Source organism: Blastococcus litoris (assembly GCF_003075095.1).
Lineage (GTDB): Bacteria > Actinomycetota > Actinomycetes > Mycobacteriales > Geodermatophilaceae > Blastococcus_B > Blastococcus_B litoris.
Map to the genome: position 1 here is coordinate 248,429 of NZ_QCZF01000004.1, position 23,914 is coordinate 272,342.

General features: G+C 72.8%; 21 protein-coding genes. 9 read left to right on the plus strand and 12 right to left on the minus strand.

The genetic code is table 11. From position 1 onward, the window contains the following. Positions 1 to 135: 135 nt before the first annotated feature. Both DCS98_RS10830 and DCS98_RS10835 read left to right on the plus strand, forming a co-directional pair. The gene (locus DCS98_RS10830) at positions 136 to 1,128 is read left to right on the plus strand and encodes a sigma-70 family RNA polymerase sigma factor (protein ID WP_116451365.1); all 993 of its coding nucleotides are present in this window, start codon (positions 136 to 138) and stop codon (positions 1,126 to 1,128) included. A 72-nt stretch (positions 1,129 to 1,200) separates the two neighbouring features. Next, the gene (locus DCS98_RS10835) at positions 1,201 to 1,575 is read left to right on the plus strand and encodes a VOC family protein (RefSeq protein ID WP_116451366.1); all 375 of its coding nucleotides are present in this window, start codon (positions 1,201 to 1,203) and stop codon (positions 1,573 to 1,575) included. A gap of 19 nt (positions 1,576 to 1,594) precedes the next feature. On the opposite strand, the gene DCS98_RS10840 is transcribed toward DCS98_RS10835, so the two are convergent. Next, positions 1,595 to 2,506, minus strand: a complete 912-nt coding sequence (locus DCS98_RS10840) for a DNA-formamidopyrimidine glycosylase family protein (RefSeq protein ID WP_116451367.1) — start codon at positions 2,504 to 2,506, stop codon at positions 1,595 to 1,597. Positions 2,507 to 2,606: 100 nt separating this feature from the next. Here DCS98_RS10840 and DCS98_RS10845 point away from each other — a divergent pair, with 100 nt between their 5' ends. Next, a complete protein-coding gene (locus DCS98_RS10845; protein ID WP_206340193.1) occupies positions 2,607 to 2,753 on the plus strand; it encodes a hypothetical protein in 147 nt (48 codons plus the stop codon). A 93-nt stretch (positions 2,754 to 2,846) separates the two neighbouring features. Here DCS98_RS10845 and DCS98_RS10850 read toward each other — a convergent pair whose 3' ends face one another. From DCS98_RS10850 to DCS98_RS10860, 3 genes are all read right to left on the minus strand, one after another. Continuing rightward, positions 2,847 to 3,776, minus strand: coding sequence for an NADP-dependent oxidoreductase (locus tag DCS98_RS10850; RefSeq protein ID WP_116451368.1), 930 nt, complete (start codon positions 3,774 to 3,776; stop codon positions 2,847 to 2,849). A gap of 64 nt (positions 3,777 to 3,840) precedes the next feature. Next, entirely contained in the window at positions 3,841 to 4,308 is a 468-nt protein-coding gene (locus DCS98_RS10855) for a DUF5709 domain-containing protein (RefSeq protein ID WP_206340194.1), read from the minus strand. A gap of 232 nt (positions 4,309 to 4,540) precedes the next feature. Then, entirely contained in the window at positions 4,541 to 5,182 is a 642-nt protein-coding gene (locus DCS98_RS10860) for a TetR/AcrR family transcriptional regulator (RefSeq protein ID WP_116451370.1), read from the minus strand. A gap of 374 nt (positions 5,183 to 5,556) precedes the next feature. On the opposite strand from DCS98_RS10860, the gene DCS98_RS10865 reads away from it, so the two are divergent. Continuing rightward, complete coding sequence (locus DCS98_RS10865) at positions 5,557 to 6,180, plus strand: hypothetical protein (RefSeq protein WP_164704506.1); 624 nt, start codon at positions 5,557 to 5,559, stop codon at positions 6,178 to 6,180. 387 nt (positions 6,181 to 6,567) lie between these two features. On the opposite strand, the gene DCS98_RS10870 is transcribed toward DCS98_RS10865, so the two are convergent. From DCS98_RS10870 to DCS98_RS10895, 6 genes are all read right to left on the minus strand, one after another. Continuing rightward, positions 6,568 to 9,807 (minus strand): heavy metal translocating P-type ATPase, encoded by a 3,240-nt coding sequence (locus DCS98_RS10870; RefSeq protein WP_116451372.1) that lies wholly within the window; start codon positions 9,805 to 9,807, stop codon positions 6,568 to 6,570. Between the two features lie 90 nt (positions 9,808 to 9,897). Beyond that, complete coding sequence (locus DCS98_RS10875) at positions 9,898 to 10,314, minus strand: hypothetical protein (RefSeq protein ID WP_164704507.1); 417 nt, start codon at positions 10,312 to 10,314, stop codon at positions 9,898 to 9,900. Continuing rightward, positions 10,311 to 10,784, minus strand: coding sequence for a GNAT family N-acetyltransferase (locus DCS98_RS10880; RefSeq protein ID WP_116451374.1), 474 nt, complete (start codon positions 10,782 to 10,784; stop codon positions 10,311 to 10,313). The genes DCS98_RS10875 and DCS98_RS10880 overlap by 4 nt, the downstream gene beginning before the upstream one ends. A 67-nt stretch (positions 10,785 to 10,851) precedes the next feature. After that, complete coding sequence (locus DCS98_RS10885; protein WP_116451375.1) at positions 10,852 to 11,280, minus strand: hypothetical protein; 429 nt, start codon at positions 11,278 to 11,280, stop codon at positions 10,852 to 10,854. A gap of 34 nt (positions 11,281 to 11,314) precedes the next feature. Next, positions 11,315 to 11,548: a heavy-metal-associated domain-containing protein gene (locus DCS98_RS10890; protein ID WP_116451376.1), complete on the minus strand. Its 234-nt coding sequence runs from the start codon at positions 11,546 to 11,548 to the stop codon at positions 11,315 to 11,317. 110 nt (positions 11,549 to 11,658) lie between these two features. Next, positions 11,659 to 13,119, minus strand: a complete 1,461-nt coding sequence (locus DCS98_RS10895) for an MFS transporter (protein ID WP_116451377.1) — start codon at positions 13,117 to 13,119, stop codon at positions 11,659 to 11,661. A 123-nt stretch (positions 13,120 to 13,242) separates the two neighbouring features. Here DCS98_RS10895 and DCS98_RS22975 point away from each other — a divergent pair, with 123 nt between their 5' ends. Genes DCS98_RS22975 through DCS98_RS10920 form a run of 3 tightly spaced genes read left to right on the plus strand, consistent with a single transcriptional unit; the run spans position 13,243 to position 17,549 of the window. Beyond that, positions 13,243 to 15,960, plus strand: a complete 2,718-nt coding sequence (locus tag DCS98_RS22975; RefSeq protein ID WP_164704508.1) for an ATP-binding protein — start codon at positions 13,243 to 13,245, stop codon at positions 15,958 to 15,960. A gap of 54 nt (positions 15,961 to 16,014) precedes the next feature. Then, positions 16,015 to 17,112, plus strand: coding sequence for a flavin-containing monooxygenase (locus DCS98_RS10915; protein ID WP_116451379.1), 1,098 nt, complete (start codon positions 16,015 to 16,017; stop codon positions 17,110 to 17,112). Then, complete coding sequence (locus DCS98_RS10920; RefSeq protein ID WP_116451380.1) at positions 17,100 to 17,549, plus strand: hypothetical protein; 450 nt, start codon at positions 17,100 to 17,102, stop codon at positions 17,547 to 17,549. The genes DCS98_RS10915 and DCS98_RS10920 overlap by 13 nt, the downstream gene beginning before the upstream one ends. Before the next feature lie 216 nt (positions 17,550 to 17,765). Here the strand turns inward: DCS98_RS10920 and DCS98_RS24090 are convergent, their stop codons facing one another. Then, positions 17,766 to 18,257: an RGCVC family protein gene (locus DCS98_RS24090; RefSeq protein WP_420837352.1), complete on the minus strand. Its 492-nt coding sequence runs from the start codon at positions 18,255 to 18,257 to the stop codon at positions 17,766 to 17,768. A 397-nt stretch (positions 18,258 to 18,654) separates the two neighbouring features. Between DCS98_RS24090 and DCS98_RS10930 the strand changes: the two genes are divergently transcribed. Continuing rightward, positions 18,655 to 20,805, plus strand: a complete 2,151-nt coding sequence (locus tag DCS98_RS10930) for an amylo-alpha-1,6-glucosidase (RefSeq protein WP_116451382.1) — start codon at positions 18,655 to 18,657, stop codon at positions 20,803 to 20,805. A gap of 71 nt (positions 20,806 to 20,876) precedes the next feature. Beyond that, positions 20,877 to 21,992 carry a glycosyltransferase family 4 protein gene (locus DCS98_RS10935; protein ID WP_116451383.1) on the plus strand — a complete coding sequence of 372 codons (1,116 nt, stop codon included), beginning with the start codon at positions 20,877 to 20,879 and terminating at the stop codon, positions 21,990 to 21,992. Between the two features lie 221 nt (positions 21,993 to 22,213). Here the strand turns inward: DCS98_RS10935 and DCS98_RS10940 are convergent, their stop codons facing one another. Then, entirely contained in the window at positions 22,214 to 23,404 is a 1,191-nt protein-coding gene (locus DCS98_RS10940) for an AI-2E family transporter (RefSeq protein ID WP_116451384.1), read from the minus strand. Positions 23,405 to 23,914 lie beyond the last annotated feature (510 nt).

The following is a 23,914-nucleotide window of genomic DNA, read 5'->3' on the forward strand; positions in this document are numbered from 1 at the left end:
GGCCGCCCCGTACGAAGTCCAGCAGCCGCGGCCCCGACCGGGTGAGGACGGGCGCACCTGCGTCCGGGGACTGCCGAACTGTCGGTGACCTGTGATGTGCTGCTCGGCACATCGACTTCCGAGGAGTGGTCACAGGTGACCAGCGTCGCGATCGGCCCGGCGGACCAGCTCGATCCCCGGCTGCTCGAGCACCGCCGTGAGCTGACCGGCTACTGCTACCGGATGCTCGGCTCGTCCTTCGACGCCGAGGACGCGGTGCAGGAGACCATGGTGCGGGCGTGGCGCGGGCTCGGTGACTTCGAGGGCCGGTCGGCGCTGCGGTCCTGGCTGTACCGCATCGCCACCAACGTCTGCCTCGACCAGCTGTCCGGCCGGCAGCGCCGCGCCCTGCCGATGGACCTGGCCGGCTCGCCCTCGCCTCCGGTCGAGTCCTCGCTCGCCGCCCGCCGGCCGGGGACGGCGTGGATCGAGCCGGTGCTCGACCGCCAGGTGCTGCCCGAGGACGGCGACCCGGCGGAGCGCGCGGTCGCCAAGGAGTCGATCCGGCTGGCGTTCGTCGCGGCGCTGCAGCACCTGCCGCCGCGCCAGCGGGCGGTGCTGATCCTCCGCGAGGTGCTGCGGTGGAAGGCCGACGAGGTGGCCCAGCTGCTCGACACCACGGTGGCCTCGGTGAACAGCGCGCTGCAACGGGCCCGGGCCACGCTGGCGGCCTCCGGCGGGGTGCCCGAGCCGCGGCGGGAGCTGGACGCCGAGGACCGCCAGCTGCTGGCCCGGTACGTGGACGCGTTCGAGCGCTACGACATCGACGCCTTCGTGCGGCTGCTGCACGAGGACGCGACCCAGCACATGCCTCCGTTCGAGATGTGGCTGCGCGGTCGCGAGGACATCGGTACCTGGATGCTCGGCCCGGGCGCGGCCTGCCGTGACTCCGTGATCATCGAGGCCCCGGCCAACGGCACGCCGGCCTTCGCGCAGTACAAGCCGCGCAAGGAGGGCGGTGGTCGCGAGCCCTGGGCGTTGCACGTGCTCGAGGTGGAGGACGGGCGGATCGCCCACATCTCGAGCTTCCTCGACCTCGACGGCAACCAGCTGTTCGCGAGGCTCGGCCTGCCGACGCTGGTCGACTGACGCCGGGCGCCGCCGATGATTCCCGGGCGGCCGACGGGTCCTAGGAGCAGGACCTTCGAGAGGGGACATCTCATGCTCGGCGACAGCCCTGCCTTCAGCGGTTTCTCGGTCAGCGACCCGGTGGCCGCGCGCCGCTTCTACGAGGAGACCCTGGGCCTGCGCGTCTCCGACGAGGAGATGGAGGGCATCATGCGGCTCCACCTCGGCGGCGGCACCGACGTGCTGGTGTACGGGAAGCCGAACCACGCGCCGGCCACGTTCACGGTGCTCAACTTCCCGGTGGCCGACGTCGAGAAGGCCGTCGACGAGCTGACCGCGCGCGGCGTCCGGTTCGAGCAGTACGAGAACCCGCCCACCGACGCCAAGGGGATCATGCGCGAGGGCGGCCCGCTCATCGCCTGGTTCACCGACCCGGCGGGCAACGTCTTCTCGGTGATCGAGGAGTAGCGGGGCGGCGGGTGCCTCGTCAGCGGCGGGGGCGTCGGGCGTACCCGGCTTCGCCGCGCAGCCGCCGGCCGCGCGAGCCGAACGACTCCTCGTTGACGCCGCGCCGGAATCCGGGGCGGGTCGGCCGCTCGGCCAGCGACGGGAAGGGCCCGGGCTGGCAGTGCGGGCACCACCAGGTCTCGCGTGAGTAGGGCGTGCCGGTGATGGAGTCGCGGAAGGCGATCGGCGTGCCGCACCGACGGCACGGGCGCTCGGCCCTCCCGTAGACCCAGTGGGTCTCGCCGCGACGGGTGTTGCCGGTGGTGACCTGGCCGGGGTGGTCGAGCGAGTGCTGCATCATCCGGCGGGCCAGGCGGACCGTGGCACGCAGGTCGACGTCGCACACGGGTGTCCAGGGGGAGTGGCCGCGCAGGTAGCACGTCTCGACGGCCCAGAGGTTGCCGATGCCGGCGAGGTTCCTCTGGTCCAGCAGCGCCTCGACCAGCGGCCGTCCGGGTTCGCGCAGCAGCCTCTCGACGGCCACGTCCTCGTCCCACGAGGGCCCGAGCAGGTCCGGCCCGAGGTGGCCGACGACCTCGTGCTCCCGATCCGTCGCGACGAGCTCGAGCACCGGCATGCGGAGCGCGTACGCCGTCGGGCCGTCGGTCTCGAGGACCAGCCGGATCTCGTCGTCGAAGGTGCGCGGCAGTCGCTTGCCCGGGCCGACGACCTGCCAGGCGCCGTCCATCTGGAAGTGCGTGTGCAGCGTCATCCCGCCGCTGAAGCGGGTGAGCATGTGCTTGCCGTAGGAGTCGAACGCCGTGATGGTGCGTCCTCCGAGGTCGGCCGCCGCGAGCTGCGGCACGCGGAAGTCGCTGCGCACCACGGCGCGGCCGACCAGGTGCGCGCGCATCCGCCGGGCCGCCTTCCAGACGCTGTCTCCCTCCGGCACTCCTCCATCGTGCCCGCCGAGGGCCGGCCCCGCCGCCGTGCGGCGGGCGGGCCCCCGGATAGCCCGCTTGCGCGTCTCCGACGAGGGGATGGAGGGCATCATGCGGCCCCACCTCGGCGGCGGCACCGACGTGGTCGCGTACGGGAAGCCCAACCATGAGCCGGCCACCTTCACGGTGCTCAACTTCCCGGTGGCCGACGTCGAGAAGGCTGGTTCACCGACCCGGCGGGCAACGTCTTCTCGGTGATCGAGGAGTAGCAGGAGATCCTCCTCGTCCCTGCCGGGCGAGGGCGCCGAGCACGGCCGTCAGAACGAGGCGGGAGCTGGGAGCCCGAGGCGCTCAGCCGCCTCCCGACGCGTCCACGCGGATGATGGTCTTCCCCTGGCGTCGCTGCGTCGGGTCGAGCACGGCGACGGCGTCGTCGAGCGGCGCGACGGTGCCGATGTTCGTCCGCAGCCGTCCGTCCCGCACCCGCTGGACGATCTCACCCAACTGCGCGCGATCGGACTCCACGACGAAGTCGACGGCCCGGCCGTCCGCGGGTCGGGCTGCGACCGGTCCCACGACGGACACCAGCGTTCCGCCCGGGCGGATCAAGCCCGCGGACCGCTTCTGGACGTCGCCGCCGATGAGGTCGAGAACAAGGTCGACCCCGCCCACCTCCTCCAGGGCGTCGTCGTCCAGGTCGATGAACTCGTGCGTGCCGAAGTCGAGCGCGACCTGGCGATGGGCTGCGCGGCCGGTACCGACGACCCGTGCGCCGAACTCGCGCGCGAGCTGCGTGGCCATCGTCCCCACCGCGCCCGCTGCGCCGTGCACGAGCACGCTCTGCCCCGCCTCGAGCCGGCCGTGGACGAAGAGTCCCTGCCAGGCGGTGAGGCCCGAGATCGGCAGGCTGGCGCCCACCGTGAAGTCGACGTCGCCCGGCAGCGGTGCGAGGTTGCGCGCCTCGACGGCCACGAACTCCGCCAGGGTGCCGTCGCGGTGCCAATCGGTGAGGCCGAACACCCGCTGCCCCACCGACAGCCCGGTCGTGCCGTAACCGAGAGCCCTGACCACCCCGGCCACCTCGTGCCCCGGGATCGACGGCGTCCGGTCACGGTCGAGCCGATCGGCCCAGGTGGAGGGCCACTCCAACTCGGTCCCGACGAATCCCGACGCACGGACCTCGACGACGACGTCGTTGATCGCTGCCGACGGCTCGGGCCGTTCCTGCAGACTCATCCCGGCCGCTCCCGCGGCCTGATCGCTCACCACGACCGCCCTCATCGGGCACCTCCTCGTATCCAGTGGTCGCCTGCACGTACACGCGGTCGCGGGCAGCGTTCGCCCGTCACGAGCCCAGCCGCCGGTCGTCGGACAAGAAACCGTCCGGCATGACGTGGACGGCGGCTTCCTCGGCCGAGGCGCCGACGCCGTCGATGCCGGCGTCGATCGCCCAGTAGTCCGAGCGCGGGTCCAGGTCGTCGATCGCGCCGAGGACGAGGCGTCCGGCTCGACGGTCTCCCACCTGGTCGTCGATCAGTTCGCCGTCGGTGCCGACCGTGTCACCGATGCCGTCCCCTTCGGGCTCGGCCGCGTACTCCGGCTGTTCCCGAGCGAGGCGACGTCCCAGGCCTTCGTGCGTGGATTCCTCGTAGGCCGTGACCCCCCAGGCCGTCACGCCGTAGGGGCGTTCCCCCGGCGAGTAGCCGTCGGCGACATCCTCCCCGAACACGTCCTCGTCCACGCTCTCCTCGGGGGAGAGGGGGTTCCCGTAGCCGGAGTTCCCGTCGTCGTCGGGGAGGTCACGGTCAGACACCACTGGGGCCATCCTTCGAGCTGCTGGTGACGGTCGCCCCGCGATCGCGTGGCAGCCGCGGACGAGAGCCGCGAACCTCCACCGCGAACCGGCCATGTCGCGCCTCTCCTGGCCGCCGGGGTCGTGTGCCAGGGCAGCATGGTGGCTCGTAAAGTGGACTGTCAAGTCCAGTTCTTCCCGACCTGGTGAGGCCGTCGGAACGGTCAGGTGACGCGCTGCCGGAGCGCCGTCCTCAGGCTTCGGGTGTGGTCGCGAACGACTTCACGTGCGCGACTGCCATGTCCAGCGCGATCTGCATGGGGCCGACGTCGCGCGCCGTCTGGGCCAGGAGGTAGCCCCCCTGCAGGGCGGCCATGAGGCCTGTCGCCAGGGCGTCGGGATCCGCGTCCGGCCGCAACGCTCCGGCCTCGACCATCCGGGCGAGGCCGGAGGTGAGCAGTCCCTGCCACGTGTGGAAGTGCTCGTTCAGAGTGAGGCGGGCGGCTTCGTCCTGGTCGGCGAGCTCGCTCGCCAGCGAACCGAGCTCGCAGCCGTAGGCGCCGTTGCGGAGCGCATTGCGCTGGACGACTCCGTCGCGCCACAGTTCGAGTCCACGGATCGAGTTCAGCCGCTCCAGGCGCTGGCGATGCCTCTCCAGCACCCCCTCGGCCTGGCGGGAGATCACCGCCTGGACGAGCGACTCCTTGTCGGGGAAATGCCGGTAGAGCTGCGACTTGCTGGTCCCGCTCGCGACGCGGACGTCGTCGAGCGTGGTGGCGTTGACGCCCCTGGTGTGCATCAGGGTGGCGGCCGCGCTCACGATCCGGTCGCGGGTCGCCAGGCCACGCCTCGTCAGACGGCGAGCCGGCGGGAGCTCGTCTACGGCGCCGGACATGGCCGTCAGCCTATGGCAGGACCCTCGTCCGCCAGTCTCGTCCGACGTCGTCGTCCTCTCGAAGGGTGACCGGCCGGACGACGCGGCCGGGATCCTGTGGCCGGCCCGTCCGTGGACGGCCGCGGTCCCCGTGCCGGCCGGGTGCTCTGCTCGTCCAGAATGAGCAAAAGAGGACTTGACAGACCACTTTCTCGCGCCGAGACTCGCTCCCGTCACGCCTTCGCCACAGCGACCACAGCAGAGCGGCGTGTGCCGATGAGCGACCCGCTCCCTACCCGGCGGGGCCGGTGCGACCGGACGAGGCCGAGCGATGTCATGACGCTCGGTCCGACGGAGCAGACGCACGCGCCCCGGCACGTGTAGGTACACCGACCATGCCCCCCTCATCCCGCTCCGTGGACGACGACCACGCGGTCGCGCAGCGCTTCGCCGCGGAACACGCCCTGGAGCACGTCCACAGCCGTCGGGACCTCACCCACCGCTGGGAGAGCTATCCGTTCGGCATCGGCACCTGGCGGCGCGCACGGAACGTCGTCCGGGGCAGCCTGCACGGCCGCTCCATCACCGCCTTCGAGTACCACTACGTCCTGCTGAGCGACGACACGAACGAACGGGACGCCTTTCGCAACTTCCTGGTGTGCGTCGTCGACCTCGACCATGCCGTGCCTCCGCTCACGGCGGTCCGCAAGGATCGACTCCTCTGGCACGGCGACCGGCTCGTCGGCGGCGAGATCCCCATCGCCCACCAGGCATGGCGAGACGAGTACTCCCTCTTCGGGGAGGACGACGATTTCGCCCACGCCGTCCTGACCCACGAGCACGCCGCCCGGTGTGCGCAGGCCGACATCCGAGCGGAATGGCGGTTCGCCGCCGACGACTTCCTGCTGTGGATCGAGAGCGCTCGTGTCAGCGACATGCTGACGGCTGCACTCGAGGTGCTGCGGCCCCTGATCAGCGCTGCCGAAGGGTTCGGGTCGCGGGACGCACAAGAGCAGTGACCGCGCCGTCGCGGTGGATCGGGTGACCGGGATCGAACCGGCATGGCCGGCTTGGGAAGGCTGGGGAATCCGCGCGGCACTCCTCCGTCGCACCTGTGGGAGCCGACGAGGTGCGGAGCTGCTCCACGGCGGCTCGGCGGTGCGAAGACGCCGGCGGGTTCGGCTGAGCAGAAGGGCCGTCGACATCGGCACGCAGGTGAGTGCCTGGGCGGAACGGGGAAGTGCGGTGCGAGCGCCCACCAGCCGACATCGGTGGCTTCGGACGACGACGCGGCGGTCCACCCGGGTGGCGCGGACGACACCGTGTGCTCCTGCGACGCCGACGGGTCGATGCACCCCCGCCCGCCGAGAACTCGCCGATCTGGGTTGATCGTGAGGGAACCGGCATCACGACGCCCGGACGGTGAACGGAACGGTGATGACATCGCCGTCGGCGAGCCGGAACTGCGCCCACAGCTGGTAGAGGCCGGAGGTGGGGAACTCCGCGTGCACCTCCAGTTCCGGTCCGAACGTCTGACCGGGCAGGGCGAAGACTGGGCGGCCGCCCGCATCGGTCACCTCGGCGTGCTCGTGGGCGAAGGTCTGCCCGTCGGCCCGCATGACCACGATGTGACCGGCCGCCGCCAGGTACGGCTGCAGGTCGTCGACCGGGCGACCGGTGTCCGCGTCGGTGACCGAGAAGTGCAGGTCGCTGCGGCCGCCGGCCGCCGCCGCACCGCCCAGCTCGACCCGGATCCCGTCCACGACCGCGCTCCGCGGGCTCTCCGCGAGCGCCACCGGGGCCGGCGCCGCGCCGGCGACGGTGACCACCTGCCGCTGGTGGACGTCGCCCATCTCGCCCTGCCGCCGGAACTCGGTGTTGACGACGTACTCGCCGGCGGTCGGGAACGTGATGTCCACGGCCAGCTGACCGGGACGGCCCGTCGGCTCGGGATGCACGTGGGCGAACGTGCCGAGGTCGGCACGCGTCGCGATCAGGTGCATCCACGCCTCGTGGCTGCGGGTGAGGTCCTCGATCGGGGCTCCGGCCGCGTCGACCACGTCGATCAGCAGCCGGGTGGGCTCGCCGGGCCGCACGTCGGCAGGCAGGGCGAGCCGGACGTCGATGCCTGCGTCGGCGGCCTCCACCGGCGGCACCTCGGCGGTCATCATCTCGCTCATGGCGGGCCGCATCGGCATGCCGGTGCCCTGCACCCAGGCCAGCTGGCCGTTCATCCCGCGCTCGGCGAAGTCCATCCGGCTCACCGCGGTCAGGCCCGCACCGAGGGCGAGGGCGACGACCGCGACGCCGGTCAGGTAGGCGTACTGGCCGATCCGGGCGCGCAGCGGCGGGTGCAGGATCTCCGCGGCCGTCGCGGGACGGCGGAACCGCCGCAGGCGCAACGCGTTGGTGAGCACGCTGACCGAGCTCATCGCCATCGCCGCCGATGCGAGGACCGGGTCGAGCAGCAGGTCGTTCCACCAGTACAGCGCGCCCGCGGCGACCGGGACGAGCAGCAGGTTGTAGCCGAATGCCCAGCCCAGGCCCTGCTTCATCGTGGTCACCGTCCGGCGCGACAGCGCGATGGCGGAGACGATGCCGCGCAGGTCCCCGCCGACGAGCGTGATGTCGGACGCCGCGATGGCGACGTCGGCGCCGGTGCCGATGGCGATGCCCACGTCGGCGGCCGACAGCGCCGCCGCGTCGTTGATGCCGTCGCCGGCCATCGCGACCACGTGACCCTGTGCCTGCAGCTCGCGCACCGTGGCGGCCTTGTCGGCGGGCAGCACCTCGGCGAGCACGTGCTCGATGCCCACCTGGTCGGCGATGGCCGCGGCGGTGGCGCGGTTGTCGCCGGTGAGCATCCAGACCTGCACCCCGAGGGCGGTCAGCTGCGCGACCGCCTCGGCGGAGTCCGGCTTCACGGTGTCGGCGACGGTGACGACGGCGACCGGCCGTCCGTCGACCGCGACGAACATCGGGGTGCGGCCGTGTGCGGCCTCGGTGGCGGCGGTGCCGGCGAGCGGTTCGACGTCCACCCCTCGGGCGGCCATGAGCGCGGCGTTGCCGGCCAGCACCGACCGGTCGCCGACGACGGCGTCGATGCCGTGGCCGGGCACCGCGTCGAAGGACCGCAGCGCCGGCAGCCGCAGCCCGCGCGCCGACGCGGCAGCGACGATCGCCTCGCCGACAGGGTGCTCGCTGCCGGTCTCCGCGGACGCGACCAGGGCCAGGACGTCGTCCTCGGCCCACCCGCCGATGGTCGTGACCGAGGTCAACTCGGGCTTGCCGCGGGTGATCGTCCCGGTCTTGTCGAGGACGACGGCGGTGACCCGGCGCGCCGTCTCCAGGGCGTCGCCGTTGCCGATGAGGATGCCGAGCTCGGCCGCGCGCCCCGTGCCGACCATGACCGCGGTGGGCGTGGCCAGCCCGAGAGCGCACGGGCAGGCGATGATGAGGACGGCGATGGTCGTGGTGATCGCCATGGTCATGCCGCCCGTGTCGCCACCGAACAGCGCCCAGACGACGAAGGTGGCGGCCGCCAGACCCAGCACGATCGGCACGAACCAGGCCGACACCCGGTCGGCCAGACGCTGCAGCGGCACCTTCGCGCCCTGCGCGTCCTCGACCAGCCGGACGATCTGCGCGAGGGCGGTGTCCGCGCCCACGGCGGTCGCCCGCAGCACGATGGTGCCGGTGCGGTTGAGGGTCGCGCCGATGACCTGGTCGCCGGCCGTCTTGTCCACCGGCAGGCTCTCGCCGGTCAGCATGCTCTCGTCGACCGCGGTCACGCCGTCGGTGACGACGCCGTCGACGGGCAGCTTCTCGCCCGGCCGCACACGCACCAGGTCGCCGACGACGACCTGCTCCACGGGCACGTCGATCTCGGCGCCGTCGCGGAGCACGCGCGCGGTCCTGGGGGTCATGCCGACCAGCGCGGTGATCGCCGCGGCGGTGCGCTTCTTCGCCTTGCCCTCCATCCACCGGCCCGCGAGGACCAGCGCCAGGATCACCAGCGACGTCTCGAAGTAGACGTGCAGCGGCAGGCCCCACCGCTCGGCGGCGGCGGGCCACAGCGTGACGAAGGCGCTGTAGCCGTAGGCGACGCCAGTGCCCAGTGCGACCAGGGTGTTCATGCTCGTGGAGCCGTGCCGGGCGGCGGTCCACGCGGCGCGGTAGATGTCCCGGCCGGCCCAGAACTGGACGACGGTGGCGACGACGAGGATCGCCGGCATCAGCCAGTCCATGGCGTCGAGGTAGAGCGGCACGTACATCAGCACCATCAGGCCGAGCCCCACGCCGAGGGTGACCTGCCAGCGGCGCTTGAGCGAGGTCAGGTGCGCCTCGTCGTCGCGGTCGTCGCCGGGCCCGCCGGGCTCGGTCGTCGCCGGGGCGTCGTGCCGGGGGCGGGCGGTGTAGCCGGCCTTGCTGACGGCGGCGGTGAGCTCGGCGAGGCCGATCTGGGCCGGGTCGAACCGGACGGTGGCGACCTCGGTGGCCAGGTTGACCTCGGCGGCGGTGACGCCGTCCACCCGGTTGAGCGCCTTCTCCACGCGGCCGACGCAGGACGCGCACGTCATGCCGCCGATGTCGAGGGTGCAGCTGGCGGTCGCTTCGGTGCTCGGGCTCGGCGCCGTGGTGGTCATCGGAACTCCTGATCGAGGGCTGTGTCGGCTACCGGCGATCGTTCGCGGCGGTCACCGGGGTCGGACCGGGAAATTCGCCAGGTTCGGCGCTCAGGTGGTCACTCCCGCAGCGAGGAGGACGGCGATGAGCGCGGCGGCGGCGAAGTCGACGGCGGCGCAGAACGGCGGCCACCACCGGGTGTTGGCGACGAACTGGGTGCGGTGCTGCCACATGTCCTTGAGGCCGTGACCGACGAGGCCGGCGACGACGAGCCAGGGGAGGACGGGCACCGCGGTGGCGACCACGACGAACCCGGTCGCCACGGCCAGCTCCACCGCGAGAACCGTCCGGCGACCGTCGGCGACGGCGAAGCCGATGTAGACGGTGGCGATCAGCGCCAGGCCGAGCGCGTACACCGTCGCGGCGTCGAGCCACGGGAAGGCCAGGGGCGAGGCGGCCTGGCCGACGCCGACGGCGACGCCCCAGAGCACCGGCCGCCGAAGGCTCCGGGACACGGCGGTGGTCACAGGAGGCCCCGGTACGCGGGGGGCTGCCAGGCGGCGAGGATCTTCGGCCGCAGGGTGGCCCCCAGCCGGCGGTAGAACCGCTGGGCGTCGACGTTGTCGACCTCCATTCCCCACCGGATGATCAGCTCGTCCGGGGCGGCGAGCCCGGCCAGGGACGCCATCAGGAGGCGGCCGACGCCGGCGTCCCGATGGCTGGGGCGGACGTACAGGTCGTCGAGGTTGAGGACGTCGCCGCCGGTCCAGAGGTGCAGCTGGCGGACGGCGGAGACATAGCCGACGGGGGCGCGGTCCCGCTGGGCGAGCAGCACGACGACGTCGGGCCGGGCCAGCAGCCCGCGCCACTGCTCGTCGTCCACGTGCACGTGCGCGGACTGGTCCTCGTGGGCGGCGATCTCGCGGACCATCGCGGCGACGTCAGCGGTGTCGGCCGGGGTGGCCCGGCGGACCGTCACGGTGGTGGTGGTGGTCATGGAGGTTCCTCTCTCGGTCAGGTCGGGATGGCGGCGGGACAGGTGCCTGTCCCGCCGCCGTCCCGGTTCAGCAGTGGGCGTACTCGGAGGGGCGCAGCACCATGGCCACGGCCATCGCCGGGAGCATCAGCACGTGGCCCCAGAGAACGAGGGCGCCGTCGCTGATGAACCCGAGCGCCAAGGGCACGAACAGCACCAGGAAGGGCAGGTACATGGCCGCGCCCATCTCGGCGATCGGCCGCCAGCGGTGGCCCCGGAACTTCATCCAGGCCGACATGGCGACCGTCATGTTCGTCGCCATGATCAGCGCTCCGGAGTACGGGTTGTCCATCACGCTGCCGGCGCCGAACGCGTCGAGGACGAGCATCCACACGGGGTGCAGCGCCACCATGCCGACGGCCATCGCCGCGACCATCTCGGCGAAGTGGAGCGCGAACCTCCTGGCGCTCAGCCGGTGCTCCGCGGGCACTGGCTCCGCGGGGTGGGTGGTGTGCATCGGTTCTCCAGAACAGGTCAGGGATCGGGTGAGGTCAGGGGACGAGGACGTAGCCGGCCTCGTCGACGGCGGCGGCGATGTCGGCCCGGTCGACGGGCTGGTCGGTGCTGACGGTGACCGTGCCGGAGGCGAGGTCGACGGCGACGGACTCGACGCCCTCGACGGCCGAGATCTCCTGGGTGACCGCGCGCCGGCAGTGGTCGCAGGTCATGCCGGTGACGGTGAACGTCGTCGAGCCGACGAAGGTGCGGGGCGTGTCGGACAGCATCGGAACTCCTTCAGTGGGTGGTGGATCGGACAGGACGAAGACTTGCTGGGGGACGGGGCGGCTCTCGCCGGGGAAATCGCCGGGATCTCCCGGGCGAGAGCCGGGGGCGATCAGTGGCCGTGGCCGTGCGCGTGCCCGTGGCCGGCGACGGCCGCCGTGGGCCTCCCACCGGGGACGGCGAGCAGCGTGAGCACGAACAGCGCGGCGAGGACGCCGGCGGTGGCGAGGAACGCGGTGCCGTAGCCGTCGATCAGTCCCGACCTCGTGGCCAGGTCGCCGGCGACCGCGGTCAGCGCGGCCACACCGATGGCGGCGCCGATCTCGTGACCGGTCATCATCAGCCCGCTCGCCAGGCCGGAGCTCTCCGCCGGGACGTCGCCCATCGCGGCGACCGCGATCGCCACGAACATCGGGCCGACGCCGCCGCCGACGAGCAGGAAGCCGGGCAGGACGTCGGCCGCGTACGAGGTCCCACCGGCGTTCGCGGCGAGCAGCAGGACGCCGGCGGCCATGACGACCAGCCCGCCGAGGATGAGCGTGCGCGAGCCGACGTGGCCGATGACCTTGGACGCACCGGCAGCCGCGAAGGTGATCGCGCCGGCCAGCGGCAGGAACTGCAGCCCGGCCACCACCGGCGAGGAACCGATGATCGACTGGAGGTACAGCGACGTCAGGAAGATGGCGCCGACCACCACGCCGGTGACCCCTGCCATCACCGCCGAGGCGGAGACCAGCGAGCGCATCCGCCAGGTGTGCGGCGGGACCAGCGGGTCGGCGCTGCGCCGCTCGAGCCGGGCGAACCCGGTGAGCAGGATCGCGGCCAGGAGCAGGGGGATCCAGGTGCGCGGGGCGGTCCAGCCGGCCGAGCGGGTGGCCTCGATCCCGAACACCAGCGCGAGCAGACCTCCGACGAGCGTGAGGGCACCCGGCACGTCGAGCCGGCGCAGCGCTCCGGTCGCGGTGGCGCCGCGCCCGACCGACCTGATCGTCCCGACGACGACGGCGATGCCGATGGGCACGTTGATGAAGAACACGGCCCGCCAGCCCAGCGCGCTGGTGAGCGCGCCGCCGAAGAGCACCCCGGCGGCGATGCCGAGGCTGCCGACCGTGCCCCAGACGGCCAGAGCGGTCTGCCGCTGTCGGCCGGCGTAGGCGGTCATGATGATCGACAGCGCGGCCGGCGTGAGCAGCGCGGCACCGGCGCCCTGGCCGGCACGGGCCAGGATGAGCATGATCGGCGTCTGCGCCACGCCGCTGACCAACGAGGCCGCGGTGAACAGGCCGATCCCCGCCAGGAAGGCGCGGCGGCGGTCCAGCAGGTCGGCGATGTGGCCGCCGAGCAGCAGCAGTCCGCCCGACAGCAGCACGTAGGCGCTGATCGTCCACTGGTAGTCGGCGGCGGACAGCTGCAGGGCCTCGCTGATGGACGGCAGCGCGACGTTCACCACCGACACGTCCAGGATCACCATGAACTGCGCGGCGATCATGAGCGCGAAGATGGTCCAGGGCCGGCGCGGCTCGTCCGCGTCGGACGTCGACGCCGCGTGGGCGTCGATCGCGTGGGTCGACATGTCTCCTCCTCGAGATGTGGGTCGGTCGCAGTCACGGTCGCGTCCGAGCCGGTCGCTCACGCCGGGAAATTCGCCGGGATCGGTAGGGCTCGGCAGCCGGAGTCGGTCGGTACCGTTCCGCCCGTGCTGGCCGGACGGGACGTCGAGCGGGTGCGGATCGCCGCGGTGCTGGACGCCGCGCGCGTCGGCCGCGGCGGGGCCCTCGTCGTCCGCGGAGTCGCCGGCTCGGGGAAGTCGACGCTGCTGGACGACGTCCTGTCCTCGGCTTCCGACATGCGGGTGCTGCGGACGTCCGGGGTCGAGTCGGAGTCACCCCTCGCCTTCGCCGCGCTGCAGCGGCTGCTCTGGCCGATCCGAGGGCGCATCGGCGTGTTGCCCACCCCGCAACGCACGGCGCTCCGGGCGGCGATGGGCGAGGCCGAGGGTGAGGGCGACCGGTTCCTGACGTTCCTCGGCACGCTGAGCCTGCTCGCCGAGGCCGCCGAGGACATGCCCGTCGTCGCCGTGGTGGACGACGCGCACTGGCTCGACGACGCCTCGACCGCCGCGTTGCTCTTCGTGGCTCGGCGCCTGCAGGACGAGCGGATAGCGCTGCTGTTCGCCGCTCGTGACGGCGACGCCCGGCGGTTCGACACGCCCGATCTGCCGGCCGTCGTCCTGGGCGGGGTCTCCGGCGAGGCGGCGTCGACCATCCTCTCGGCGCGGAGCGGCGCCGAGGTGGACCCTGAGGTGCGCGACCGCCTCGTGGCGAGCACCGGCGGCAATCCCCTCGCGCTCGGCGAGCTCGCCGGCGCTCTCGAGTCGGACCAGCTGGCCGGTCGTGCGCCGCTACCGGCGCAGCTGCCGCTGACCGGGGGTGTGGAGCGGGCGTTGCTCGACCGCTTCCGCCGTCTGGACGAGCCGGCTCAGCGATTCCTGCTCGCCGCCGCCGCGGACGACACCGGTCGACTGACCGTCGTCCGGGACGCCGCCGAGCAACTCGGTGCGGGCGAGGACGCCCTGGACGCCGCAGAGCGCGCCAGGCTGGTGGCGGTGGACGGCGACGCCGTCGCCCTCTACCACCCGCTCGTCCGTTCGGCGGTCTACCGGGCGGCGACCAGTGCTCAGCGTCGCTCTGTGCACCGGGCGCTGGCCGACGTCCTGGGGGGTGACCCCGACCGGCGCGCCTGGCACCTGGCCGCGGCGGCCGACCGGCCAGACGAGCAGGTGGTCGCCGCCCTGGACGAGGTGGCCGAACGGGCAGCGGGACGCGGTGGCCATGAGGCCGCGGCCGCGGCCTGGTCCCGCGCCGCCGAGCTGACCCCGGCGGGGGAGGATCGCGGGCGGCGGCTGTACCTGGCTGCCTCGTCGGCGTGGTCGGGTGCGCACCCGTCACGGGCGGCGGCGCTGGCCACCGCCGCGGCGGCGGAGGTCACCGAGCCGGTGCTGCGGGCGCGGCTGCTGACCCTGCAGGGCCAGATCGAGTGGAACACCCGGTCGCTGAACGACGGCTACGACCTCGTGCTGCGGGCCGCCGAGGCCGCGGCCGGCGCCGATGACGTGATGGCGGGCCGGCTCGCGATGCTCTCGGCCTCGCTGTCGGTCTTCGGCGCCCGCTCACCACGGACCTTCGATCCCGTCGCGCTGGTCCCGGCTCCGCCCGGGGAGGCACCCGTCCACGCGCGCGTGGCATTCCACCTGATGCACGGTTTCCGGGCGCTCGCGCGCCCCGACCACGGCGCGGCGGCGGAGGCGTTCGCGTGTGCTTTCGCGCTCACCGACTCCGATCCGCTCGAGGGCGACTCGGTGCTGCAGCCCAACCTGGCCATTGCCGCGTGGGTCATGGACGACGACGAGCGAAGCCTGCGGCTGCACGACGACCAGCTGATCGCCGCGCGCCGCGCCGGCGCCCTGTCGATGGTGGAGCACGCCCTGACCCGCGGCTTCGTGTCGCACCTGGCGACCGGAGCGTGGACGGCGGCGGCTGCGGCCGCGGCCGAGGCGTTGTCGCTGACGGCCGGCACGGGTTCCGCGGGGATGACGACCCTGCCGACCGCGCAGCTCGCCCTGGTCGCCGCGCTGCGCGGGGAGGAAGGGGCCGACCGTCAGCTCGCGGAGGCCGCCGCCCTCCGCGATCAGCATCCGTTCGGCGTCACGGACCGGCAGGTCGTCGACATGGTCCTCTGGGGTCGCGGAGTCCGAGCGTCCTCTCAGCCGGTCACCGCACTCCACCACCTGCAGCAGATCCAGCTGCCGATGATGCGCCGCTTGGCGTCCCTCGACCTGTTCGACGTCGCCTTCCGGGCGGGGCACGTCGACGTCCTCGGTTCCTGGGTCGAGGAGGTCGCCGCATTCGCCGAGGGCACCGGAACCCCCAGTGCGAACGCGGTGGTCGAGCACGGCCGGGCGCTGATGGCCGAGGGGCAGGATGCCGCGGGCCATTTCGAGGCGGCGCTGGCGGCGCACGCGAAGTCCCTGCGGATGCCAGACCGGGCCCGCACGGAGCTGGCCTACGGCGAACATCTGCGTCGCGCCCGCAGGCGGGTCGACGCCCGCGAGCACCTGCGGTCCGCGCTCGCGCTCTTCGAGGAGCTCGGCGCCATCCCGTGGGCGGAGCGGGCGGCCCAGGAGCTGCGCGCGTCCGGGGAGACCGCGCGGCGACGCGACGTCTCCACGGCCACGGACCTCACCGCGCAGGAACGTCAGGTGGCCGGCCTCGTGCGCCAGGGCCTGTCGAACCGCGACGTCGCGGCGCAGCTGTTCGTCAGCCCGCGGACGGTCGACTTCCACCTGCGCAACGTCTTCAGCAAGCTCGGTGTCGCCTCCCGGGCGGAGCTGACCGCCCTGTCGCTCGAGCTGTGAGACCTGGCGATTCTCCCGGCGTGATGCGTCACCGGCTTTCCTAGCGTCCAGGTCATGACGAAGACCCTCGACGTGATCGTGATCGGTGCCGGCCAGGCCGGCCTCGCCCTCGGGCATCACCTCGGCCGTCGTTCCGCCGACTTCCTGCTGCTCGACGCAGGTCCGGAGATCGGATCCTCGTGGCGGTCCCGCTGGGACTCCCTGCGGCTGTTCAGCCCGGCGCAGTACGACTCGCTGCCCGGGCTGCCGTTCCCGGCGCCGGCCGACACGCACCCGACCAAGGACGACGTCGCCGACTACCTGGCGACCTACGCCGAGCACTTCCAGCTACCGGTGCGGCTCAACTCGCCGGTGCAGCGGGTGCACCGCGAGGACGACGGCACCTTCGCCGTCCGGACTCCGGACGAGGTGCTGCGGGCTCGGCAGGTCGTGGTCGCCACCGGGCCGTTCCAGACGCCGTGGACCCCGGCGCTGAGCGACCGGTTCGACCCGGCGCTGCCGCAGCTGCACAGCGCCGACTACCGGAACGCGGGCCAGCTGCCTGCCGGAGGCCGGGTGCTGGTCGTGGGTGCCGCGAACTCCGGCCTGCAGATCGCCGATGAACTGGCCCACAGCTGCTCGGTGACCGTCGCCGTCGGCTCCCGACCGGCGGAGCTGCCGCAGCGCATCGCCGGCCGCGACCTGTTCTTCTGGCTCACGAAGTCCGGCTTCTTCACCGTGCCCGCCGACAGCCGCATCGCCCGCCGGCTCCGCGCCCGGGGCGACCTCGTCATCGGCACCCGCAGCAGCCGGCTGCGGCGTCGCGGAGTCGGATTTCGGCCGCGGCTGACGGGGGCCACCGGTCGCACTGCGCACTTCGCCGACGGCAGCAGCGCGGAGATCGACGCCGTTGTCTGGGCCACCGGCTTCCGTTCCGACTACTCGTGGCTGCACGTACCGGGCGTCGCCGTCGACGGCCAGGCCCGCCACACTGCAGGCGTCACAGACGTCCCGGGGCTGTACTTCATCGGTCTGCCCTGGCAGAGCAGCCGCGGGTCGGCGCTGCTCGGGTTCGTCGGAGCCGACGCGGCCGTGCTGTCGACCCGCATCGCCGCCGACGCAGGCCTGCCGACGCCGGACTCCCTCGCCACGGAGACGGCGTGCTGCCCGTAGCGGCGCGTCCCGGGTCCGCCGCCGCAGCGCCGGCGTCCGGGCACGCCGAGCAGGGACCGGTCTGCGGCTTCCTGACCGACTACGCGACGCTGCTCCCGCTGCTCGTGGGGCTGGCGATCCTCTGGGCCGGATGGGCCGCGATCGCCGCGGGTTCCGGCTGGCTGTTCGCCTGCGGCGCGTCGGCGGGATGGGCCGTGCTCGCGTCCGCATGGCTGCACCGTCGTGGCTGGGCCGCGGGCACGGTGCAGGCGATCGCGTGGGTCGCCCCGGCCGTCGTCGCGGGGATGTCCGCCGCTGCGGGTTGGATGTCGCCGGCCGGATTGGTGCTGGCAGCCCCGTTGACGTCGGTCCTGGTCGCTGCCCTGGGAGTTCTCGCCGGACCGCGTCCGCCGGGCCGACCTGAGCGTGATCAGGCGGATGCCGTGCCTTCCGTGTGACTGAACGCGACCCCTGGTGGGGCCCGGGACGACGGCGATGGCGCATTCGGCGAGCGCCCAGCCATCGCAGTGAGTGCTGCTGCGCCAGTGGTCGTACCGCCGCCGGAGATCCAACGGCTGCGAATGCTGATGGCGGCCCCGACCGGTATGGCGCTGACAACGTGCTCCAGGGCCCGGTCGGACGTCACCCTTCGGTGACGAACGACCGACGTCCGGTCAGCACTGGCAGACGCAACCCCTGACGATGGAGCCGTCCCGGGTTGCCGAGCAGAACCGCGCCGCGATCGCGTCATGGCTCGCAGGATCGTGGGGGCACACGACGCACGCCCCTCTGTCCGTGGCCTCGGCGGCCTCCCGAAGCAACGATGCCCGTTCCAGGTGCCGGACGTCGGTGGAGGTCGTGACGGAGAGAGCGAGCGTGAAGGACGTCATGGCGGACGGGGCCTGACTCCGCCGCAGAGCGGCGGGATAGTGGCAAGTCGGTCCCGGCGCTGCCATGGGAGGCAGTGAACGAGGAGAGACCGGCACCTCGACGTTACGCCCCACCCGCGACCACCGTCCGGCCCGGCGGTACCCGGGCGATCGGACCGGAGTCGGCCTCCATTCCGGGACGCACGTCGGGTCGCCGCAGTGCGCGTATCGTCCGGCCTGACGCCAGCTCGGCGTGGAGTCCCTTCGCTGGCGGAGGGAGAAACGGCGGTCCCGCATGGGACCCACCCCAGGCGCGAGCGGGCATCGACGCCGTTCAGCCCTCCGCTCGTCCCACGACGCGCGCACTCCGTACTCTCGCGCGCCGCACGGCGTACCAGGTGGCGGCCGGGCTCATCAGTCGTCCGGTCGCCGGCTCGCCTGCATCGGCGGGTCTGTCGGCCGCCGCGCACTCCCGTCGCTCCCGGCAACGACGTCTCCGTTCCACCCTCGGCACCCCGAGGTCCCCACGATCGCCGCCACCACCGTGCCGGCGTGACCCACGCGGTATGAGGGGTGCTCCGGCGTCGCTCCAGAGGGGAACGACAGCGATGGTTCCAGCACGAACGGCACAGCTCCGCCCGTCGCCGGCGCGCGCCGAACGGACGCGTCACCTCCGCGCCGGCGGGCTGACCGCGTGACGGAAGGCTGGGCCTTCGCCGGGGAACCACCGTCGTTGGGCTCACCCGGGGGAGCGGTCACCCTGGTCGAGGGCGCGGGCTTCTGCGTCTGCGGATCGACCGGGGACATCAGCGCGGACGCGCCGCACGGCTTGTTCTTCCGCGACACCCGGCTGCTGTCCCGGTGGCAGTTCCTGGTCGACGGCGCTCGGCCGGAACTGTTGGCCCGAATGGAGGGTGAGCCGTTCGCGACGACGTTCGTCGCCCGAGCCCGACCGCAGGCCGGTCGCGCCGACAGCACCCTGCTAGTGCTGCGGCACCGCTATGTCGGCGACGGGATGAGGGAGGACGTCGTTCTGCGCAATCTGGCCGGCGAACCTGTGAGCTGCACGTTGTCGATCACCGCGGCCGCCGACTTCGCCGACCTCTTCGAGGTGAAGGAAGGGCGTGTCCGGCCGCGCGGACACCAGGAACTGAGGGCCGGCCACGACGGGCTCGCCTTCCGCCGGACGTGGCAGGACGACGTCCGGGGTACCCGCGTACACGCGCCCGGCTGGACCGCCACGCAGGACGGGACGCTCACCATCGAGATCGTCGTCCCGGCGCGTGACGAGTGGTCGAGCTGCGTGCAGGTGCAGCCGTATCTGGACGGCGTGGAGTTCCCGCCCAGATACGCCTGCGGGGAACCGGTGGAGCGCACGTTGCCCTCGCTCCGTCTGCAGCAGTGGCGCCTGGCCAACCCGGTCGTGCAGACCGACCACCGCGGCCTGGCCGAGGTGTTGGAGCGCACCCGCGAGGACCTGGGGGCCCTGCGCATCTTCGACCCCGAGCACCCCGACCGGATATCGGTCGCCGCCGGAGCGCCATGGTTCATGACCGTCTTCGGGCGCGACTCGCTGCTCACGGCGTGGATGGCCCTGCTGCTCGACCCCGGTCTGGCGCTGGGCACGCTGCGCACGCTGGCGCGCTTCCAGGGCACCAAGGTCGAGCCCCGCAGCGAGGAGGAACCCGGCAAGATCCTGCACGAGATGCGGTTCGGGGCCGACTCGGCGCACTCGCTGGCCGGAGGGACCGTCTACTACGGCAGCGTCGACGCCACTCCCTTGTTCGTGCAGCTGCTCGGCGAGCTGGCCCTCTGGGGCGCGGACCCGACGGACGTCGCCGAGCTCCTGCCGGCCGCGGACCGTGCGCTGGACTGGATCCAGCGCTACGGGGACCGCGACGACGACGGCTTCGTCGAGTACCAACGGGCAACCGAGACCGGACTGCTCAACCAGGGGTGGAAGGACTCCTTCGACGGCGTGCCCTTCGCAGACGGCCGGTTGGCGGAGCCCCCGATCGCGCTCGCCGAGGTGCAGGGCTACACCTACGCCGCCTACGTCGCTCGCTCCCGGCTCGCCGAGCAGGCCGGCGACCGCGAGAGCGCCGTGCGTTGGGCCGACCGGGCCCGCAGCCTGAAGGAGGCCTTCAACCGCGACTTCTGGATGGCCGAGCGCGGCTGGTTCGCCCTAGGCCTCGACCGCGACAAGTGTCCGATCGACAGCCTGGCCTCGAACATGGGCCACTGCCTGTGGACGGGCATCGTCGATGAGGACAAGGCGGCGCAGGTCGCCGAGCACCTGCTCTCCCCGGAGATGTTCACCGGCTGGGGCGTGCGCACGCTGGCGTCGTCCATGGCCGCCTACAACCCGATGAGCTACCACGACGGCTCGGTCTGGCCGCACGACAACGCGTTGATCGCGGCCGGTCTCATGCGCTACGGGTTCGTGGAGCAGGCGCAGCGGATCGCCGGCGGACTCATCGACGCGGCGGCCTTCTTCGGCGGACGACTGCCGGAGCTCTTCTGCGGCTTCGACCGCGCCGAGTTCCCGGCCCCGGTCCCGTATCCGACCTCGTGCTCACCGCAGGCCTGGGCGGCGGCCAGCCCGCTGCTGCTGCTGCGCGCAATGCTCCGGTTCGACCCGGCGGTACCCGACGGCCAGCTCTGGCTCGCGCCCGAGTTGCCGGCGGACTGGGGCGATCTCCGGATCGACCGGGTGGCGCTGGCCGGAGCGCGAGTCACCGTAGGCGTGGCGGACGGCGTGACCACGACCTCCGGTCTGCCGCCCGGCGTCGTCACGGTGTCCGCAGCCCGGCCGGTCGCCCCCGCGGAGCGCTCGCCCGCCTGAAGCACTCCTCCACCGTCCCGGTCGGTCCCTCCGTACCGGGCGCACGACGGCACCGCCACAGACAGGACCCCATGAGACAGACCTCATCCCTACGGCCGCTGCGCATCGCGATGATCGCCCCACCGTGGTTCACGGTGCCTCCCCGCGGCTACGGCGGCGTCGAGAACATGTGCGCGGACCTGGTCGACGGCCTGGTCGACCGCGGTCACGAGATCACCCTGATCGGGGCCGGGCTGCCCGGGACGCGCGCCTCGCGGTTCGTGGCCACCTATGCCGACCCGCCGAGCGCACGGCTGGGAGAGCCACTGCCCGAGGTGCTGCACAGCGCGAGCGTGGCCCACATCCTGGACGGCCTCGACGTCGACCTCGTCCACGACCACACCTTGGCGGGCCCCCTGCAGGCGCGGGGCAGGCGCGTTCCGACCGTCGTCACGATGCACGGGCCGGTTGCGGGGGAAGCGGGGGAGTACTACCGGCAGCTCGGCGACACCGTCGACCTGGTGGCCATCTCGGACGCCCAGCGCCGTGCGGCTCCGGACCTGTCCTGGCTGGGTACGGTCCACAACGCCGTCGACGTCGAGAGCTTCCCGTTCCGTGCGGAGAAGGAGGAGATGCTGCTGTTCCTCGGCCGGCTGCACCCGGACAAGGGTGTGCACCTGGCGATCGATGCCGCCCGCAGCGTCGGCTTGCCCATCGTGGTGGCCGGCAAGTGCTCCGAGCCACTCGAGAGGGAGTACTACAGGACGGACATCGAGCCGAGGCTCGGCCCCGACGTGACGATCTTCGGCACGGCCGACGCCGTGGCCAAACGGGATCTGCTGTCCCGTGCGGCGGCACTGGTCTTCCCGATCCTGTGGGAGGAGCCGTTCGGGATGGTGATGATCGAGGCCATGGCCTGCGGCACACCGGTGGTGGCACTGCGGCGGGGAGCGGTGCCGGAGGTGGTCGTCGACGGCGTCACCGGTGTCCTCTGCGACGACCCCGCGGAGTTCCCTGCGGCGATCACCACCGCGCGCAGCCTGTCGCCGGCGGACTGCCGGGAACGCGTCCAGAGCCGGTTCGATGCCGGCTCGATGGTCGTCGGTTACGAGGCGCTGTACCGGCGAGCCCTGCTGGGCCGTGCACCGACCCGCCGGGATGACGCGCACCTGCCCGCCGGTGCCGTCCCGGCCGGTGCCGCAGCCTGACCCGGACCGCAGCTCACCAGAGTGCAGGCCGCAGCCGCGGGTCAGCCCAGAGCCCCGCGGTGGGTGCGTCCGGGCGCTTCCGATCCGCTGGTTGCCGGCTGATCAGCACGCTCGCCCGGTCGTTGAGCATGGTCTCGGGCGGTCCGCACGGCGCCGGGGGCTCGAGGCCGGAGTCCGGGCGTTCGCGCGACCGAGCAACTCGTGCCTCGTCGATTGCGTCGTCAGGACGGTGACGCGGACGTCTCGCCGGGGTCCGGCGGAGGGGGCGTGGTCGTCGGTTCCGGCCGGGGATGCCCGTCGTCGTCCGCCGGGACCGCCGGCCGCCGTTCGGGCCCGACGGTGGGTTCGGCCTTGAGCCGGCCGCGGCGGTGGTCCCAGACGTCCCGGAGGATCACCTGGATCATGCCGGCGACCGGGATCGCGAGCAGCGCACCGAGCACGCCGACGAGCTCAACCCCGAGGAGGATCGCGACGATGACGGCCAGCGGGTTGAGCTTGACGGTCCGGGCGAAGATCAGCGGCTGCAGCAGGTGGTTCTCCAGCTGCTGGTAGAGCACGAAGAACACCAGGACGGCGATGCCGGCAGTCGTCGAGTGGAGGAAGCCGGCGATCACGGCCACAGCTCCGCCGATGGTCGCGCCCACCAGCGGGACGAGGTCGGCGAGTCCGACGAAGAGCGCGATCAGGCCGGCGAAAGGGATGCCGAGGATCAGCAGCACGACGTAGGTCAGGACGCCGCAGATCACGCTGATCAGCAGGTTGCCGGTGAGGTATCCGGTCACCGACCGGGCGCAGTCGACACCGACCCGCAGGATCCGCTCACCGGTGGAGGGCGGAAGGACGCGCATGGCACCGTTCACCACCTTGGGGCCTTCGAGCACCATGAGATAGGCGAGCACGAAGACGGTGACTGCGCCGGCGATCCCGGTCGCGACGCTGCCCAGCACGCCCGCGGCGGGGGCGGTGAGGCTGTTGACGAAGGAGTCGATCCGGTCGTGGTTGTTCTCCACCCACTCCAGCGCGTTCGTGCGCTCCAGCAGTCGCCCCACCGCCCCGTGCCCCGCACGCGCCTGGTCGATGAGCTCGGGCAGTTGCCCGGCGAACTTCGTGCCCTCCCTGACCAGCGGAATGGCGAAGGCGGTGACGAGCCCGCCGAGCCCGAGGAACACCGCCAGGAAGACCAGGAACGTCGCCAGTGCCCGCCACCGGTCGCCGAGCATCCGCCGCTGGATCCAGGCAGTCAGCGGGTACAGGGCCACGGCGAAGAAGGTGGCGATCACCATCCACGTCAGGACCCGTCGGGTCTCGACGACGAGGTACAGCGCCAGGGCCGCGACCAGGACCAGGCCGATGGTGGCGAGGATGGTCCGTACCGGTATGGGCGCATGGCTCTGACCCGGGTGGGGCGTCACGGCGCATCCCTTTCCGACGCACCGGGGCGCTCGCACCGGATCCCGGGTCCGCGCGCCCCGGTGGGCCCCGGACCTGGAGGCGGTAGAGCGTCCGCCCGTTCAGCCGGCCCGGTGAGCGGGCGCCGGAACCTGTTCGCGGCGGCCCGCAGGAGGTAGCCGACACCGAACGCGATGGAGGACCGCGCCGCCGTGGGAACGCCACGGATCAGCACGAGCCCTCGGGCACGGACCTCCGGGACGACGGCTGGCCCGCTGCTGATCGATGTCACGGGCGCATCCTCGGACAGCGGGCCGCGATCAGTACACCGTGCCGACGCGGTACCGAGCGACCTCCGGCGTACCCCACCCAGGCAAGCGTGGTCGCCCTGCCCGGGGAAGCTCCCCGCGACGCGAGGCGCACGCGGTCGATCGTCGGCGCTCCAGGTGAGTTCGCCGCGCTTCCGGCGCGGAAGGACGCGAGCGCTCGGTGTCGATTGCCGGCCGGGAAGAGGGCTCTTGTCCTCGGGGTGC

Excerpts from the sequence above, each read along its gene's own strand:
- DCS98_RS10860 (WP_116451370.1), bottom strand. The coding sequence starts at position 5,182 with ATGTCCGGCGCCGTAGACGAGCTCCCGCCGGCTCGCCGTCTGACGAGG.
- DCS98_RS10935 (WP_116451383.1), top strand. The coding sequence starts at position 20,877 with ATGAGACAGACCTCATCCCTACGGCCGCTGCGCATCGCGATGATCGCC.
- DCS98_RS24090 (WP_420837352.1), bottom strand. The coding sequence starts at position 18,257 with ATGCGGGACCGCCGTTTCTCCCTCCGCCAGCGAAGGGACTCCACGCCG.
- DCS98_RS10865 (WP_164704506.1), top strand. The coding sequence starts at position 5,557 with ATGCCCCCCTCATCCCGCTCCGTGGACGACGACCACGCGGTCGCGCAG.
- DCS98_RS10845 (WP_206340193.1), top strand. The coding sequence starts at position 2,607 with ATGCGGCCCCACCTCGGCGGCGGCACCGACGTGGTCGCGTACGGGAAG.
- DCS98_RS10895 (WP_116451377.1), bottom strand. The coding sequence starts at position 13,119 with ATGTCGACCCACGCGATCGACGCCCACGCGGCGTCGACGTCCGACGCG.
- DCS98_RS10850 (WP_116451368.1), bottom strand. The coding sequence starts at position 3,776 with ATGAGGGCGGTCGTGGTGAGCGATCAGGCCGCGGGAGCGGCCGGGATG.
- DCS98_RS10885 (WP_116451375.1), bottom strand. The coding sequence starts at position 11,280 with ATGCACACCACCCACCCCGCGGAGCCAGTGCCCGCGGAGCACCGGCTG.
- DCS98_RS10835 (WP_116451366.1), top strand. The coding sequence starts at position 1,201 with ATGCTCGGCGACAGCCCTGCCTTCAGCGGTTTCTCGGTCAGCGACCCG.
- DCS98_RS10915 (WP_116451379.1), top strand. The coding sequence starts at position 16,015 with ATGACGAAGACCCTCGACGTGATCGTGATCGGTGCCGGCCAGGCCGGC.
- DCS98_RS10870 (WP_116451372.1), bottom strand. The coding sequence starts at position 9,807 with ATGACCACCACGGCGCCGAGCCCGAGCACCGAAGCGACCGCCAGCTGC.
- DCS98_RS10880 (WP_116451374.1), bottom strand. The coding sequence starts at position 10,784 with ATGACCACCACCACCACCGTGACGGTCCGCCGGGCCACCCCGGCCGAC.
- DCS98_RS10890 (WP_116451376.1), bottom strand. The coding sequence starts at position 11,548 with ATGCTGTCCGACACGCCCCGCACCTTCGTCGGCTCGACGACGTTCACC.